Genomic DNA, 15,181 nt, shown 5'->3' on the forward strand with positions numbered 1-15,181 from the left:
GTAATTCCTTCACATCTGCTGAGGTGCGGCTGACTCACGGGCGGATCATGGCCATGCGGGTCACGGTGAACTCTTCGATGGCGAACCGCGGCCCTTCCCGGCCGGTGCCGGAGTCCTTGACGCCGCCGTACGGCATGATGTCGGAGCGAAAGCCGGGAATCTCGTTGACCACGACGCCGCCGACGTCCAGCTCGTTGATGGCGCGAAAGGCGCGTTGCAGCGAACTGGTGAAGATCGCGGCCTGCAGGCCGTAGCGTGAGCGGTTGACCAGCTCGATGGCCGAACCCAGGTCGGAGATGCGCTGCAGCACGACGACCGGTCCGAAGATCTCCTCGCACCAGGCCAGGGCGTCGTACGGAACATCCGTCAGGACGGTCGGGGCAATGCTACGGTCGATCCGGTGGCCGCCGGCCAGCACCCGGGCCCCGCTCGCCCGGGCGGCGGTGATCCAGGCCAGGATGCGCTCGTTCGAGGCCTCGTTGATGACCGGCGCCACGCGGGTGCCCTCGTTGCGTGGGTCACCGACGAGTACCTCGGGGAGGCGGGCGAGCAGCATCCGCTCGAAGTCGTCGGCGATCGTATCGTGCACCAGAATGCGCTGCACCGAGATGCAGGCCTGACCGTTGGCGTAGAAGCCGCCGCGAATCACCGCGTCGACCGCCTTCTCCACGTCGGCGTCGCTCGCGACGATCAGTGCGGTGTTGGCGCCAAGCTCGAGCACGACCTTGCGCGGGGCGGCGTCGCGGGCAATCTGGTGTCCGACGGCGGCAGAGCCGGTGAACGAGACGACAGCCACCCGCGGATCGCGCACCAGCGCTTCGCCAACGGCGATTCCGCCCGTGACGAGCTGAACGGCAGCGGTCGACACCCCGTGGTCATGCAGCACCCCGCGAATGAGGTCGACCACCCACAGTGTGGTCAAAGGGGTGTTTGGGGCCGGTTTGATGATGATCGGACAGCCCGCCGCAAGAGCGGGAGCGAGCTTGTGGCTGGCCAGTAGAAACGGGTAGTTGAAGCCGGTGATGCCCACGACGATTCCGGCCGGACGCCGCGTCCAGTAGCCGATCATTCCCACACCGCTGGGCTGCAGGTCGAGTGGAACGGTTTCGCCGTGCAGGTGGGCGACCTCCTCGGCGCTCGCCGACCAGGTGGTGAGGGCGCGAGCGACCTCGGTGCGGCAGTCCGTGAGCGGCTTGCCGGTCTCCAGCACGAGCAGCTGCTCGAATTCGCCGGATCGCTCGGCGAGGGCGTCGTGAATGCCGATGAGCAGGGTACGACGGATGCCCGCGCTCAGCCCGGCCAGTTCCGCGCGTACCGAGGCGGCCGCGTCCACCGCGAGCACGGCCTGCGCCGGCGTGCCGACTGGGGCCAATGCGACGGGGGAGCCGTCGAAGGGAAACACGATCTCCTGCTGCTCGGAGCAGTCCAACCAGCGCTCACCGATGGGGAGCCCGGCCGGGTAGGGGATCGGGAACAAAGTCACGAGACTGCTTTCTTTCAGGAAGTGCTGCTGTCGAGAGGTACTGGCATTTCTACTGGTCTGACCAGTAACCTAACTAGAGTATCGAGTGGCGATCATCAGGTCAATCATCTGTCGCGGCACTCATTCATTCATTCATGAGGGAGAGCCAATGACCAGCTCAGCAGTGAGAGTCCACCGGCTGGCCGTGATCCGCGGAGACGGAATCGGACCCGAGGTGATCGACGCTTCGCTCGAGGTGCTCGCGGCGGCGGAGTCGGTGTTCGGGTTTCGGGCCGAGCTCACCGAGATTTCGGCCGGTGCCCGGCACTATCTGGCCACCGGCGAACTATGGACGCCCGCCCTCCAGGCGCAGCTGCGTGAACACGACGCCATTCTGTTCGGCGCGATGGGTGACCCCGTCGTCGCCCCCGGAATTCTGGAACGTGGCTTCATCCTCGAGATGCGACGCAGTTTTCAGCAGGCGGTTAACCTGCGACCGGTCAAGTTGTATCCGGGCGTGACGACGCCGATCGACGGTCTCACCCCGGATCGCTGCGACCTCGTGATCGTGCGGGAGAACACCGAGGGCGCCTACGTCGGGCGCGGATCGACGGTGCACGCCGGCACCCCGCACGCCGTCGCCGTGCAGGAATCGGTCAACACCCGCATGGGCGTGGAGCGCGTGGTCGAGTTCGCGTTTCGCCTTGCCGAACGACGCGGCGGCACCCTGACCCTGTGTCACAAGAAGAACATCCTGGTCGAAGCCGGCACCCTCTGGCAGTCGACGGTCGACGACGTGAGCGCGCGCTTTCCGACCGTTCCGGTGGACTACGTGCACGTCGACGCCCTGTGCTTCTACCTGCCGACGACTCCGGAACGCTTCAACGTGGTCGTGACCGACAACCTCTTCGGCGACATCATCACCGACCTCGGCGCCGCCATCCAGGGCGGTCTCGGCGTCGCCGCGAGCGCCAACCTCAACCTGGACGGCTCCGGCCCGAGCATGTTCGAGGCCATTCACGGCTCAGCTCCCGACATCGCCGGCCGGGGCTGGGCCAACCCGATCGGAGCGGTACTCTCGACCGCCATGTGCCTCGCCCACCTCGGCGAGACCGACGCCGCCCGGGCCATCGAGGCGGCCGCCGTGCACGTTCTGGCCCAGTTGCCGGCAACCGCCGGGCCGGGCATGGGCTTCTCAACCGCCCAGCTGGGCCGGGAGATCGCCGGGCTGTTGACGAGCGGCGCACCGGTGCCCGCCGTCCCCGGCTATTCGGTCATGGACGACCTCGCCGCGCTGCGCTGACGGTTCGGGTGCTGAGTGGTTGAGAGGTTCGTCAGCCGATCGACATGAATGCGACCGCGCCGCCGAGAACCGTCATAAGCACAGCCACGACCATGCCGATGATCGGAACCCAGAACGCACGGCGCCGTTGAACCAGGCGAACGATCGAGATCACAATGCTGATGAGAACCACTGCGGCCGGGCCGAACGTGGCGATGCCCGAGCCGATCGTCAACCCGGTACAGTCGGCCGCCGAGCAGTTCGTCACGGCCAGAAAGATTCCCGCGATGCCGAGCACCCAGGCGAGTGCGACACTGAGCACCAGGAGCACACTGGTGACCAGAACCGACCCGACCGTGCTCGATCCCGCCTTCTTTGTCTTCGTCGGTTGACCGTCAATGGAATTTCGGTGAGCCTGATCGGTCATGGTGCTCCTGGTACGGCTGCGCGGGCTGGTGTGAGTTCAGCCTAGGGGTTGGTAGCCTTGGACGATCCCGCCCCCGTAGCTCAGTGGATAGAGCACCGGCCTTCTAATCCGATTGTCGTAGGTTCGATTCCTACCGGGGGCACCAGAAAAGTCGTTTGACCAGGGTTTCTTGTCCTTACTGAAGGGGCAAGACTTGATTCACGCAACGTTTATTCAACGTTTATTCCGCGGCGCCCGCCTCTTGTGGGCGCTCGGAGAGAAGGTACGCGAGCCAGTTCGATTCGCGTGGTGTGACCTTGGGCACCTACGGGTTATGGATGCTACAAGTCTCTCGGGGCTCGGTTTGGAGCCCGTACTCACAACGAGCGAGCTCGCCAAGTATCTCGGTGTGCACGTGAGCCGACACGGCGGTATTCTCCCCCTGTCCTCTTGAGCTTCACTTCCTAGACAAACTCCGCCCGCCGTGTCATGATGACGTCCCGGCCGGAGCCGGTCCACCTAGGAAGGTGCGATGATGCGCAGATCAGCTGTCTTGGCCTTAGCGACAGCGACGGTGGTAGTGCTCGGCGCAGGGGCAGTACCCTCTGCGGCATCGGCTGTCGATGAGGTGTTCGGGGTCTGGACGGGGACTATTCGCGTCGACGCCAACGTGGCGTTCGATTATCGAGTCGACCCGGGATTTGTCCCGAGCTGGGGGACAGTGGTCAGCAGTACGACCATAGACTTGGACGCGCCGGGGCATGGCAATGACCTGGAGTTCGGCTTCCCCGGAACATTCGATACGATTTCCGGGAGCACCGTAGTGGGCCAGGCGAATCTGTCCTCCATTTCATATAACGAGCACCGCAGCACCCGGGATCTCCTCGGCTGCGTCTCGACGGGGGACCTCTCGATGTCGAACGGCAGAGGGTCCTACGACATCAGGGGCGGCAAGGCGTTCACAGATGAATTTCAGCTGTCCTTAGGGATCGGTTTTCGCCCGGACCCGGCTGCGGTCGACACGAGCTTTTTAGACACGCCGCCGTCGGGGTGCGGCGGGGTGAGCTGGCCCCAACGCGACTCGCTTTACGGCCCGCTCACCTGGTGCGTGCCGCCAGGAGGGTACGCCATTCCCTTCTCGTCTTTGCGGACGGTCACGGAGACCGTTGGCGGAGTGTTGGTGACCCGCCTCGTCAATCGTGGGTCTGCGACCATCGTATGCGTCGGACCTTATGAGTCCGGTTCGGTCACGGTGAGTCTGGACCTTGTGTTCGCCCCGGACGGCCTACCACTTGACACAGACGGAGACGGTCGAACCGACCTCGCCGAAGGCGGGGCCGTCGCCGATGCCGACGGTGACGGCGTACCCAATTACCTTGACGTCGACAGCGATAACGACGGAAAGCCCGACTCGGCCGAGGGCGATACCGACTTCGATGGCGACAGCATCCTCGATTGGCTCGACCCTACGGATGGTCTCGGGGGGGACACTGATGGGGACGGCTGGACTGATGACGAAGAAGCGGAACTCGGAACCTCATCGACGAACCCCGCCTCCCACCCTCTGCTCACATTTGATTACGATTCGCAAACCTTTGCGCGCTCCGGTACAGGTGACCTCGGAACGCTGTGCGGCACGGCCAAGCACGATCTGCTGGAGGTCACGCTACAGCCGACAGCGGTTTCCAAACACGAATACGCATGCGTTCTGGTCCTCTCAAATGATGTCGCAAATGAACTCCTAGACACCGCCCTCGCAAACGGCTCGACCATCACCGACGTCGCGACGCAGTACATCCGCGAGAACCTGGACGTCGTCGCGGCTAACGCGGCGCCCAAGCTTGCCTATAAAGGGGCGCTACAGGCCGGGCGAATCTATGCTGCCAAGCTCTTCCCGCAGGCGGCGTCCCTTCTCCGGCGCAGCAACGTTGTCTTCACCGCCGGCGAGCTTGCCGGATACGCGGCCGTGCCGCTCGCGTCAGCATTTGTACTGGGTCAGATCAGGAATAACAACGCATGCGTGCAACTGCTTGTCAATGTTGACAACGGCACGCTAAACGCTAACTGGTCGATGGTGTACAGCCGCGGGTCCGTATCGACGAAGGACAAGGAGCTGTCTTATGCGAGGACCTACGACAAGAAGGTGAAGCGGTTCTCCCCCGATAAGGCGATCCGGGAAAACCTGCCGCTGCAGTGTGAGTCAAATGGGATGGTTACCGTCCAGAAGGCGACCACTCGAACGTCTGCGTTCGATCGACCCACCACAGCCATCCTCAGCGCGAACTAGAGGGCCACGACGCGCGTTGCAGAGCGCGACGTTTTCCACGCGCCCTTGAACGGGCCACGACTGCAGTCTGGGCGAAGATTGCGTTTTGGTTTGAGTATTGCAGCTCGAAGCCGACGGGGCAGCCCCTTTGACTCCAGGGTGCCGTTGCTGCGCAGGAAGCCTTCGGGGTACTTTTTTTGAAGCACATCGAATACTAACCGGGTCATGTGGCTGCGCCCTGTCCGTGTGAAGGCGCTGAGCTCGTCCCGGCTGCTGGCCTGCCGCGCCGATACCCTGCCATTGAGACTGAATTCCTTTCGAACTCTGAAGAGCCGAAAAACGGTTCTACCCAACCTCTGACGCCCCGCCAGGAGTTGGAAGCGTTGCTTGCGACGGACCAGGGCCGCCTCGGGGATGTGTTCCTTCGGCCGAACAAGGAACCGGAAGCAATTGCGCAGGAGCTCAACGTCGCCACACCGGCGTTTGTCTACAACTTGCGGCGCACCATCGATGCGATTCTTGACGGCCGCCCTGTCGACGGGCGAACCTATCGGAAGCAGGTGCTCGGAGTCTTCGGCACGCAAGCAGCCCGCGGTCGAGGGATTCTCTCCCCGGCTACTGCGGACCTTTTGGCCGCAAACCGAGCGATGATCGAGGCGGCAGGCGCCACGGAAGACCCAATTGAGGCCGCGGTTGAAGCGGCCGAGGAAGGCCGAGAAGCGGCGATAACGCTGGCAGAGATCGAAGGGATGCCCCGCATTTATGCGTTTTCGTACGGATGGTACTTGGAGAGCCTGGTCCCCTCCCGACCGAGGGAACACTCTGATCAAAGTCGGCCACTTCAGCAACGTCGCTCAGCGCATCCGCCAGCACACATCCAGCGCTCACACCCACAGTCCAGAACCGCTGGCACTCATCCGCGTGTACAGCACGGCAGAGCGAGACCCGGAGCAGGTCGAGCACTCATTCCACGAGCTGCTACGCACCGCCGGGCATGACAACCCGCGGAGGACAGGCCGCGAGGTCTGCACTGAATGGTTTCTCACCAACGAGGACTTCCTCGACTCAATGGCAAAGGTCATCGGGCTACTAACCGTGCACACCGGGCGAAGCGAGTTCAGGAACGATTGATGCGCTGACACGCTGCCGGCCTTCGAACCGACATTCAGACCATTTGGGTGCCAAGAAAAAATCGTCTGCCCAGGGTTTCTTGTCCTCACCGAAGGGGCAAGACTTGATTCACTCCACGTTTATTCAACGGTTATTCCGCGGCGCCCGCCCCTTGTGGGCGCTCGTAGAGAAGGTGCGCGACCCAGTTCGATTCACCTGGTGTGACCTTGGGCACCTACGGGTTATGGATGCTACAAATCTCTCTGGGCTCGGTTTGGAGCCCGTACTCACGACGAGTGAGCTCGCCGAGTATCTCGGTGTGCACGTGCAGGCGATCTACGATCTGCGTACCGATGGCCGCGGCCCATCCGGCATTCGCGTCGGACGGGAGATCCGCTACCGCGTCTCCGATGTTCTTCGGTGGCTGGACGGTCTTCACGAGCCCGTACCGTCCATGAACGGCCGCGGGGGCGAGCGCTGATGGCTGGCCGACCACGACTGCCGATCAGCACGTTCGGCGCGATAAAGACGACCGAGGTCGGTGCAGGGCGTTTCCGGTCGACGACTCGTTTCCGCGACTGGGACGGTCAGTCGAGGCAAGTCACCGCGACCGGCTCGAGTCGCAACGCGGCGGAGACCGCGCTCAAGGTCGAGCTGGCCGCGCGTATGCGCGTCGGTAATGTCGGCGACTCAGTGAACGCGGGCTCGCCGTTCAGATTGCTGGCCGAGGCCTGGCTGGAGGACCTGATGCTCGACGTCGACCGCGCGAACGGTACAAAAAAAATCGTGTACGAGTACGAGCTTCGCGGGCTTGTGCTTCCCTTTTTCGAGCACTTCACGGTTCGCGAGGTAAGCGTCGGCCGCATTGAGCTTTTCCTGAAGGTGCAGCGCGCGATCTCGTACACGCGAGCCAAGCACTCCCGCACGATCCTCAGCATGGTGCGCACATTCCGCGAGATTCTCCGGAACGCTGGACTCGAAGGCATGGGGATCACGCCCCACGCCTTCCGCCGAACGGGGACGACGCTGCTCGCCAACGAACTGGGTATGCAGGCTGCGGCCGATGTACTCGGACACACGTCAACGTCGACGACAAAGGCGCACTACGCGGAGCCTGACCGCGCCGTCAAATCCGAGCCGGCGACGGTGCTGCAGCGGCTCGCTCCGCCTTCGTAAAGAATCCCTTGATCCTTTGAACGCCAGCGTCGAACGTTTTGTCCTCCGGGAGATCGAAGCGACTCTCCTGTGGTGGGAGCCTGGCTGCGTTCACACGAAATCGGCGTGAATTCCTGGGCAGTCACAAGGGAAGATTACTGAGCGCGACGCCGGAAGCACCTAGCTTCCACAAAGGTGCAAGGCCTGAAGCGCTGACGAACCCTCCCTGGGGGCGGCTCAGCGGCTCACAGGTTCGCTCGCGGTGAGGCCCGCAATCTCGCTGCGACGCGGCATCCCCTCCCAATCGCCCGGCACCATGCACGCATATGCGCCTACCGAGACTGCGGTCGTCAGTCGGGTGGGCACGTCGGCGCCGAGGAGATAGTCCGCCAGATACCCCGCCACGAAACCGTCACCAGCGCCAACGGTGTCGGTTGGGCGGATGCGAATCGCGTCGCGCTGATACTCGACACCCTCCACGACTGCAACTGCCCCGAGTTCCCCGAGCTTAACGATGGCTTGGCCGGCCCCGGCGTCAACCAGTCGGTGCGCCAGCGTGGTTGGAGCATCCGCTTTCCCGACGGCAATAGATGCTTCATCGTCTCCGGCAAAGACGAGATCAACCTCGGGCAGAATGCGCAGGTAGACCTGCTGCGCCTCGGCACGCGACCAAAGTTTGGCGCGAAAGTTGAGGTCGAATGACACGGCCACGCCTGCCTCCTTCGCGATGCGGATCGCCTCGAACGTCGCCTCGGCGGCGCTGGGTGACAGGGCCGGCGTGATGCCCGTCACGTGTAGCAGCGCTGCGCCGGCGATGATCGCCGGGTCCAGGTCGGCGGGCGACAGCCGCGAGCCGGCATTTCCGCGTCGATAATACCAGACGCGGATCTCGCTGCTGGTGCGGCGCTCTTTCACCATCATCCCGGTCGGGGCATCGGGGTCACGAATGCCAATCACGTTCACGCCCTCGGCGCGGATCTCGCGTAGCACGAGATCGCCGAGGGAGTCCTCACCGACCCGACCGATCCAGGTGACCGGCGTGCCGAGTCGGGTGAGGGCGATCGCCACGTTGCTCTCCGAACCTCCGATGCCAAGCGCCAGTGACCGCGTGTGCTGCAGCGGCCCCTCGGTCTCGCTGCTCATCAGGGCCATCGTCTCGCCCAGCGTCACGACGCGGCGGGGCTGACGGTCGCTCATGACCGAGGACGGGCATTCGCCGCCAGCTCGGTCACACGCCGCGCCCGTTCGGCGAGTTGCTCGAGGGAACCCCCAGTGAGAGCGTCGCCGATCAACGGGCCGCCCAGGCTTACTGCGGTGGCGCCCGCTGCAAGCCAGGCCGGTATGTCGCCCAAGCCGATGCCGCCCGAGGGCACGAATTGCAGGTCGGGAAACGGTCCCCGCAAGTGTCCACCGAACTGCGGGCCGACGGCTTCGGCTGGAAAGATCTTCACCGCCGTCGCACCGGCGGCCCAGGCCGAGTAGAGCTCGGTCGGGGTCAGTCCGCCCGGAAACACCGGAATCCCCACCCGCACCGCGAGGGCAATCACCTGCAGATTCACGATTGGCGTAACGAGATAACTGGCGCCGGCATCGATCGCCCGCTGTGCCTGGTCGACGGTGACGATGGTGCCGATGCCGATTTCCACATCGGAGCCGATCCCGGCCTGCAGAGTGGCCAGCTCCTCGAAGGTGCCGGGTGTGCTCAGCGTCAGCTCAATCGACCGGATGCCGTTCTCGGCGAGTACCCGCACGACCGGTGCGTAGTGGCTGGCGTGCTGCGCGCGAAGCACGGCGATGACGGGGTTGGCGCGCAGCACGCTCGAGGGCACCGCCCGAATGAGCGGAAAAGATGTGGTCACGAAAACTCCCTTGTTGGTGACGGACGGAGAAAAGTTGGGCTCAGCGAGCGGATGCCCCGGCCACCGCGGTGGAATCGCGCACGATCAAGCGGGTCGGCACGCTCCCTGTGCGGTGTGCCGCCGGGTCGAGAACCGCCCGCGCGGCTAGGGCCCCGAGGGCGCCTGAGGAACTGTCGATCGTGGTCAGTGCGGGCCAGGCGAGACCGAGTGGGAGGGAATCGTCACACCCCACGACGCTCATATGGTCGGGCACCCGGATGCCGCGGTCCCGACAGATAGAGAGCACGCCTAGGGCGACTTGGTCGTTGAAGGCGACGACGACGGATGTGGCGGGGTCAAGGTGCTGAGCGATCGCACGGCCGGAGTCAAAGTCGGGCTTCTCGACGCGCAGGATCGACAGGTCGATGCCCAGCCGGGCACACGCCTGGCTGAGAGACGCCCGCTTTTCGCGCGCCGACCAAGAGCGTGCGGGACCGTCTAGGTAGGTTACCCGTTGGTGGCCGAGTGTGTGGAGGTGCTCGATGGCCGCGCTGAAGCCGGGGTCGACGTCGATCACGATCTGGCTGAGCAGTTCGGGCACCGGCGTTCCGGGCTCCAGCTGTCGGTTGGCCAGGACGACGGGCAGTCGTGCGGCGGCGGCCGTTATCTGGAAATCCGTCATGCGGCTGGAGACGAGCACGAGGCTGTCGACCTGGGTTGCCATCTGGCGCAGCAGGCTGGCTTCGCGGTCGCTGTCTTCGTGCGCATCGCCGATCAGAATTCCGATATCACGGGATGCGACGACCGATTCCAGTTCGGCTAGAAACTGTGTGTAGAACGGGTTGGAGATGTCGGGGAAGATCAGTCCGATGTTGCCCGTCAAGCCCGTCACGAGGCTGCGGCCGAGGCGGTTGGGGTTGTAGTCGAGCTCGGCGGCGGCGTGCTGCACACGCTTGCGGGTGGACTCGACAACGGCAGGGGAGCCGCTGAGGGCGCGAGAGGCCGTGGCCAGAGAGACACCGGCCGCTGCCGCGACCTGCCGAATTGTTGTCGTCACCTTGACCCGCCCGTTCGAAACACTAAGAATAGATAATGAAAACGTTTACATTCACCCTATAGCAGCCCTGAGGATCCCGCCAGATGCCCCCCACAGTCAAATTGAGCAATGTCGCCCTGCACCTGAGTCCACGTGACGAGGTGGCCATCGCCCTTGCTCCGCTGGCCGCCGGCACGATCATCGCACTGGGCGACGGAGCGGCACATCTGGTGCTGACCGGGGATATTCCACGAAGCCACAAATTTGCTCTGGCGCAGATCCCGCTCGGCGGACGGGTGCACAAGTACGGCCAATCGATCGGCCTCGCCACCGCTCCGATCGCCGCTGGCGATCACGTGCACTCCCACAACCTCGGCATGGACGACGCGGGCCGCCGGCACGAATTTGGCACCGGGCGCACGACTCTCGTCGCCCCCGCCGGGCCGGTTCCCACCTTCCTCGGCTATCCGCGCGCCGACGGGCGGGTGGGTACCCGCAACTACGTGGGCATCCTCACCTCGGTCAACTGCTCGGCGACCGCGGCGAACCTCATCGCCGAAGCCTTTCGGGGCGCGGCCCTCGACGAATTCGAGAACGTCGACGGGGTGATGGCGCTGACCCATCAGAGCGGATGCGGGCTGGTCCCGACCAGCGACGGCGCCCAGGCCCTGATGCGCACCCTGCGCGGCTACGCCGCGCACCCGAACTTCGGCGGCATGCTCGTGGTCGGGCTCGGCTGCGAGATGGTGCCGGTCGACGCCCTCGTCGCCGGGCATGACCTGCCCGCCGACACCGTCGTGTCCACCATGAACATCCAGGGCGAGGGCGGGGTGCGCGCGACGGTGAAAGAGGGCGTGGCGCGCATCCGCTCGATGCTGCCGCAGCTCAACGAACGCCGCCGGGTGGCCACGCCAGTCTCCGAACTCGTCCTCGGCCTCAACTGCGGCGGCTCCGACGGATTCTCGGGCATCACCGCGAACCCGGCGCTCGGAATCGCCTCGGACCGGCTCGTGTCCTACGGCGGTACCTCCGTGCTCGCCGAGACACCCGAGGTCTTCGGGGCCGAGCACCTGCTCACCAGCCGGGCCGTGGCGCCGGAGGTGGGGCAGAAGCTGCTCGACCGCCTCGACTGGTGGCAGGACTACGCCGCCCAGGGCGGCGGCAGCCTCGACAACAACCCTTCGCCGGGCAACAAGGCCGGCGGGCTGACCACCATTCTCGAGAAGTCCCTCGGCGCCGTAGCCAAAGCCGGCCAGGCCGACCTCACCGCCGTGTACGAGTACGCCGAGAAGATCACCGATCGCGGCCTGGTGTTCATGGACACCCCCGGCTACGACCCGGTGTCGGTCACGGGGATCATCGCCGGCGGGGCCACGGTCGTGGTCTTCACGACCGGCCGCGGGTCGGTGTTCGGGGCCAAGCCGACCCCGTCGATCAAGGTCGCGACGAACTCCGACACCTACAACCGGATGCCCGACGACATGGACCTGAACGCCGGCCGGATCGTGGACGGCACGGCGACCCTCGCCGAGGTGGGCACCGAGATCTTCGAGATGATCATTCGGGTCGCCTCGGGCGAGCAGACCGTGAGCGAAGAGCTCGGCGTGGGGCAGGAAGAATTCGTGCCGTGGCAGTTCGGCACGGTGACCTGACGCGCAGGCGCTGCGAACGCAGAAACGGGCCCGGTGCATCTGCGTCGGGCCCGTTCTGATTGGTCGTGCGGTTACCAGTCGTGCATTGTGCCGTCGCGCTGCAGCCGGTTCACCGGCAGGTAGGCCGGCGTGTAGGCGAAGGTGGCCGCCAGCTCCTCGTTGTATTCCACGCCGAGTCCCGGGTTGTTGCCGGGATGCAGCAGGCCGTTCTCGAAGGTGTAGCTGGTCTGAAACACCTCCAGGGTATCGCCGGAGTGCTTCATGTACTCCTGAATGCCGAAGTTGTGAATGGCCAGGTCGAGGTGCAGGGCCGCGGCCTGGCCCACCGGCGAGATATCCGTCGGCCCGTGAAAACCAGACTTGATCTGGTAGATCGCCGCGAAGTCCATGATCTTCCTCAGCGCGCTGATGCCGCCCGTGTGGGTGACCGCGCTGCGCACGTAGTCGATGAGCTGTTCAGTGATCAGGGTCTGGTAGTCGTGCACGGTGTTGAAGACCTCACCGATCGCCAGCGGGGTGGTCGTCTGCGCGCGCACGCGGCGCAACGACTCCTGGTTCTCGCCCGGGGTGCAGTCTTCGAGCCAGAACAGGTCGTACGGCTCGAGCGACTTGCCCAGGATGGCCGCCTCGTTGGGCGTCAGCCGGTGATGGCCGTCGTGCAGCAGGGGGATGTCGTAGCCGAACTCCGCGCGCACGGCGGCGAAGATCGTGGGAATGTGGCGCAGGTAGGCACGGCTGTCCCACTCCTCCTCGGTGGGAACCGAGGTGCGCTTGGCCGGTTCGTAGTCGTAGCGCTCGCCGGGTTTCTGGTTGGTGGCCACGCCGTAGACCTGGCCGAGTCCGGGAACGCCGGTCTGCACCCGAATGGCCTTGAAACCCTGGTCGAGGTGGTTCTGGATCGACGTGAACAGCGACGGCAGGTCGGAGCCCGACGCGTGGCCGTAGGCGAGGGCGCCGGTGCGGGATGCCCCGCCGAGCAGCTGGTAGACCGGCTGCCCGGTGACCTTGCCCTTGATGTCCCACAGGGCCACGTCGACGGCCGAGATGGCGGCCATCGTCACCGGTCCGCGGCGCCAATACGCGCCGCGGTACAGGTATTGCCAGGTGTCCTCGATCGCCTGGGGGTCGCGACCGATGAGCAGGGGCACGATGTGCTCCTGGAGATAGGCGACCACGGAGAGTTCACGACCGTTCAGGGTCGCGTCACCGAGCCCGGTGACGCCGTCGGACGTCGTGATTTTGAGGGTGACGAAGTTGCGTCCGGGGCTCGTGACGAAGACCTCGGCGTGGGTGATGACGGTCATTGTGCTGCACTTTCTGCTTCGGCACGCGCCGGCGTCGCTGCCGGCGTGACCGCGCCGCGACGGGCGTAGGCGGTGAGGGGAAGGGTATAGGCGAGATCGATCGCGGTCTCGGTGGCTTCGTCGAGGGTGAGCCGGTGTTCGCCGACGAGTCTGGCGAGGTAGCCGGCATCCACTCGGCGGGACAGGTCGTGACGCGCCGGAATGGAGGCGAACGCGCGGGTGTCGTCGACGAAACCGCTGGTGTTGTAGAAACCGGCGGTCTCGGTGACCAGTTCGCGAAAGCGGGCCATGCCCGCCGGGGAGTCCAGAAACCACCAGGGCGCCCCGAGGCGTACCGAGGGATACGCGCCGGCGATCGGTGCCAGCTCCCGCGAGTACACCGTCTCGTCGATCGTGAACAGAATGAGGCGAAAGCGCGGATCGAGCCCGAAGGCGTTGAGCAACGGCTGCAGCCCGCGGGTGAAGTCAACGGCGACGGGAATGTCGAAGCCGTTGTCGGCCCCATAGCCCTGCTGGATCGCCGCGGAATGGTCCCGGGCCACACCGGGGTGCAGCTGCATGACCAAGCCGTCCTCCACCGACATGCGGGCGCTCTCGAAGAGCATGTTGCCGGCGAAGGCTTCGGCCGAGGCCGCGTCGACCGGGCCGGAGAGGGCCTGCTGAAAGATGCGTTCGGCATCCGCTGCGGCCAGGGGAGTGGTGTTGGCGGTCAGGTGGCCGTGGTCGGTGGCCCGGGCCCCGGCCGCCACGAACGCGAACCGGCGCTCCTGCAACGCATCGAGAAAGCCCTGGTACGACACGATCTCTCGGCCGCAGCGGGCGCCGAGGGCGCGCACGGCGGCGCGCCAGGTGACCCGGTCGGGGTAGAAGACGCCGTCGGGCCGAAACGTCGGCACGACCCGCTCGCCCCAGCCCTGATCGGCCAGGGCGGCGTGCTCGGCGAGGTCGCTATCGGGGGCATCCGTGGTACTGAGAATCTCAATATTGAAACGGTCGAAGAGGGCGCGGATGCGAAACTCCGGGGTGCTCAGGCTGGCCGACAACTGGTCGTAGATCGCGTCGGCGGTGGCCGCGCTGGGCTCCTGGGTGATACCGAAGACCACGGAGAGCTCGTGCTCCATCCAGTACCGGGTGGGCGTTCCGCGAAACAGCTTCCAGTTCTCGGCGAAGCGGCGCCAGATGAGCCGGTGGTCGGTCTCGACGGGGGCGTCGCCCTGGTGCGGCTGTACGCCGAGGTCGCTGTTGCGATAGCCCTGCGATACCAGCATGCGCACGAGGTAGTGGTCGGGAATGATGAAGAGTTCAGCCGGATCGCCAAAGGCATCGTTGCGCCGAATGGCGCCCGGCTCGATGTGACCGTGCATCGACACGATCGGCAGCGCCGCGGTGCTCGCGTAGATCTCCCGGGCGATGCTGCGCTGGCCCGGTTCGGTGGGCAAAGCCCGATCCGGATGAAGTACCCATGGCTGTTCAGCCATCTTCTGCCTCCTCGTTGAAACAAAAATGAACGTAGTTGCAGTGTCGTGCCGACACTCCGACCCGGCGAGCCGGTCCGTCGAGTTCCACTATATGCATGTAAACAGGGTCACCGCGAGCGACAAGTGTCGAATTCCCCGACGAAATCAGTCGTGACCAATCTGTGACTTGACTAATCACTGCAAACGTTTGCA

13 protein-coding genes and 1 tRNA gene are annotated in these 15,181 nt (G+C 65.1%); 7 read left to right on the forward strand and 7 right to left on the reverse strand.

Annotation, left to right across the window (positions count from 1 at the left end):
* Nucleotides 1-34 precede the first annotated feature (34 nt).
* On the reverse strand, nucleotides 35-1,483 hold the full coding sequence (locus E3O06_RS16975; RefSeq protein WP_241980360.1) for an aldehyde dehydrogenase family protein: 1,449 nt from the start codon (nucleotides 1,481-1,483) through the stop codon (nucleotides 35-37).
* A 148-nt stretch (nucleotides 1,484-1,631) separates the two neighbouring features.
* On the opposite strand from E3O06_RS16975, the gene E3O06_RS16980 reads away from it, so the two are divergent.
* Nucleotides 1,632-2,765 (forward strand): 3-isopropylmalate dehydrogenase, encoded by a 1,134-nt coding sequence (locus tag E3O06_RS16980; RefSeq protein ID WP_134504658.1) that lies wholly within the window; start codon nucleotides 1,632-1,634, stop codon nucleotides 2,763-2,765.
* A 31-nt stretch (nucleotides 2,766-2,796) separates the two neighbouring features.
* Here the strand turns inward: E3O06_RS16980 and E3O06_RS16985 are convergent, their stop codons facing one another.
* A complete protein-coding gene (locus E3O06_RS16985) occupies nucleotides 2,797-3,171 on the reverse strand; it encodes a hypothetical protein (RefSeq protein WP_134504660.1) in 375 nt (124 codons plus the stop codon).
* A 69-nt stretch (nucleotides 3,172-3,240) separates the two neighbouring features.
* On the opposite strand from E3O06_RS16985, the gene E3O06_RS16990 reads away from it, so the two are divergent.
* From E3O06_RS16990 to E3O06_RS17010, 5 genes are all read left to right on the forward strand, one after another.
* Nucleotides 3,241-3,316: transfer RNA gene (locus E3O06_RS16990), tRNA-Arg, on the forward strand.
* Nucleotides 3,317-3,682: 366 nt separating this feature from the next.
* Nucleotides 3,683-5,437 (forward strand): thrombospondin type 3 repeat-containing protein, encoded by a 1,755-nt coding sequence (locus E3O06_RS16995; protein WP_134504662.1) that lies wholly within the window; start codon nucleotides 3,683-3,685, stop codon nucleotides 5,435-5,437.
* A gap of 741 nt (nucleotides 5,438-6,178) precedes the next feature.
* The gene (locus E3O06_RS18495; protein ID WP_134504664.1) at nucleotides 6,179-6,547 is read left to right on the forward strand and encodes a GIY-YIG nuclease family protein; all 369 of its coding nucleotides are present in this window, start codon (nucleotides 6,179-6,181) and stop codon (nucleotides 6,545-6,547) included.
* 223 nt (nucleotides 6,548-6,770) lie between these two features.
* Nucleotides 6,771-7,007, forward strand: a complete 237-nt coding sequence (locus E3O06_RS17005) for a helix-turn-helix domain-containing protein (RefSeq protein ID WP_134504666.1) — start codon at nucleotides 6,771-6,773, stop codon at nucleotides 7,005-7,007.
* Entirely contained in the window at nucleotides 7,007-7,702 is a 696-nt protein-coding gene (locus E3O06_RS17010; protein WP_134504668.1) for a tyrosine-type recombinase/integrase, read from the forward strand. The genes E3O06_RS17005 and E3O06_RS17010 overlap by 1 nt, the downstream gene beginning before the upstream one ends.
* A 216-nt stretch (nucleotides 7,703-7,918) precedes the next feature.
* Here the strand turns inward: E3O06_RS17010 and E3O06_RS17015 are convergent, their stop codons facing one another.
* From E3O06_RS17015 to E3O06_RS17025, 3 genes are read right to left on the reverse strand one after another with little or no spacing between them, the layout of a single operon-like run.
* Nucleotides 7,919-8,878: a sugar kinase gene (locus E3O06_RS17015; RefSeq protein ID WP_134504670.1), complete on the reverse strand. Its 960-nt coding sequence runs from the start codon at nucleotides 8,876-8,878 to the stop codon at nucleotides 7,919-7,921.
* Nucleotides 8,875-9,540, reverse strand: a complete 666-nt coding sequence (locus tag E3O06_RS17020) for a bifunctional 4-hydroxy-2-oxoglutarate aldolase/2-dehydro-3-deoxy-phosphogluconate aldolase (RefSeq protein ID WP_198415844.1) — start codon at nucleotides 9,538-9,540, stop codon at nucleotides 8,875-8,877. Before E3O06_RS17020 ends, E3O06_RS17015 begins: the two co-directional genes overlap by 4 nt.
* Before the next feature lie 40 nt (nucleotides 9,541-9,580).
* Nucleotides 9,581-10,576, reverse strand: coding sequence for a LacI family DNA-binding transcriptional regulator (locus E3O06_RS17025; RefSeq protein ID WP_134504671.1), 996 nt, complete (start codon nucleotides 10,574-10,576; stop codon nucleotides 9,581-9,583).
* 83 nt (nucleotides 10,577-10,659) lie between these two features.
* Here E3O06_RS17025 and E3O06_RS17030 point away from each other — a divergent pair, with 83 nt between their 5' ends.
* Nucleotides 10,660-12,207 carry a UxaA family hydrolase gene (locus tag E3O06_RS17030; RefSeq protein WP_134504673.1) on the forward strand — a complete coding sequence of 516 codons (1,548 nt, stop codon included), beginning with the start codon at nucleotides 10,660-10,662 and terminating at the stop codon, nucleotides 12,205-12,207.
* A 71-nt stretch (nucleotides 12,208-12,278) separates the two neighbouring features.
* Here E3O06_RS17030 and manD read toward each other — a convergent pair whose 3' ends face one another.
* Together manD and uxaC are read right to left on the reverse strand one after the other, a co-directional pair.
* Entirely contained in the window at nucleotides 12,279-13,511 is a 1,233-nt protein-coding gene (manD, locus tag E3O06_RS17035) for a D-mannonate dehydratase ManD (RefSeq protein WP_134472017.1), read from the reverse strand.
* Nucleotides 13,508-14,989 (reverse strand): glucuronate isomerase, encoded by a 1,482-nt coding sequence (gene uxaC, locus E3O06_RS17040; RefSeq protein ID WP_134504675.1) that lies wholly within the window; start codon nucleotides 14,987-14,989, stop codon nucleotides 13,508-13,510. The genes manD and uxaC overlap by 4 nt, the downstream gene beginning before the upstream one ends.
* Nucleotides 14,990-15,181: the final 192 nt, after the last annotated feature.

It is taken from the genome of Cryobacterium glaciale (assembly GCF_004402535.1).
GTDB lineage: Bacteria > Actinomycetota > Actinomycetes > Actinomycetales > Microbacteriaceae > Cryobacterium > Cryobacterium glaciale.

Bases quoted from the DNA above. Each gene is read 5' to 3' on its own strand.
- uxaC (WP_134504675.1), bottom strand. From the start codon at position 14,989: ATGGCTGAACAGCCATGGGTACTTCATCCGGATCGGGCTTTGCCCACC.
- E3O06_RS16995 (WP_134504662.1), top strand. From the start codon at position 3,683: ATGATGCGCAGATCAGCTGTCTTGGCCTTAGCGACAGCGACGGTGGTA.
- E3O06_RS16980 (WP_134504658.1), top strand. From the start codon at position 1,632: ATGACCAGCTCAGCAGTGAGAGTCCACCGGCTGGCCGTGATCCGCGGA.
- E3O06_RS18495 (WP_134504664.1), top strand. From the start codon at position 6,179: ATGCGTTTTCGTACGGATGGTACTTGGAGAGCCTGGTCCCCTCCCGAC.
- E3O06_RS17010 (WP_134504668.1), top strand. From the start codon at position 7,007: ATGGCTGGCCGACCACGACTGCCGATCAGCACGTTCGGCGCGATAAAG.
- E3O06_RS17030 (WP_134504673.1), top strand. From the start codon at position 10,660: ATGCCCCCCACAGTCAAATTGAGCAATGTCGCCCTGCACCTGAGTCCA.
- E3O06_RS16985 (WP_134504660.1), bottom strand. From the start codon at position 3,171: ATGACCGATCAGGCTCACCGAAATTCCATTGACGGTCAACCGACGAAG.
- E3O06_RS17005 (WP_134504666.1), top strand. From the start codon at position 6,771: ATGGATGCTACAAATCTCTCTGGGCTCGGTTTGGAGCCCGTACTCACG.
- E3O06_RS17015 (WP_134504670.1), bottom strand. From the start codon at position 8,878: ATGAGCGACCGTCAGCCCCGCCGCGTCGTGACGCTGGGCGAGACGATG.
- manD (WP_134472017.1), bottom strand. From the start codon at position 13,511: ATGACCGTCATCACCCACGCCGAGGTCTTCGTCACGAGCCCCGGACGC.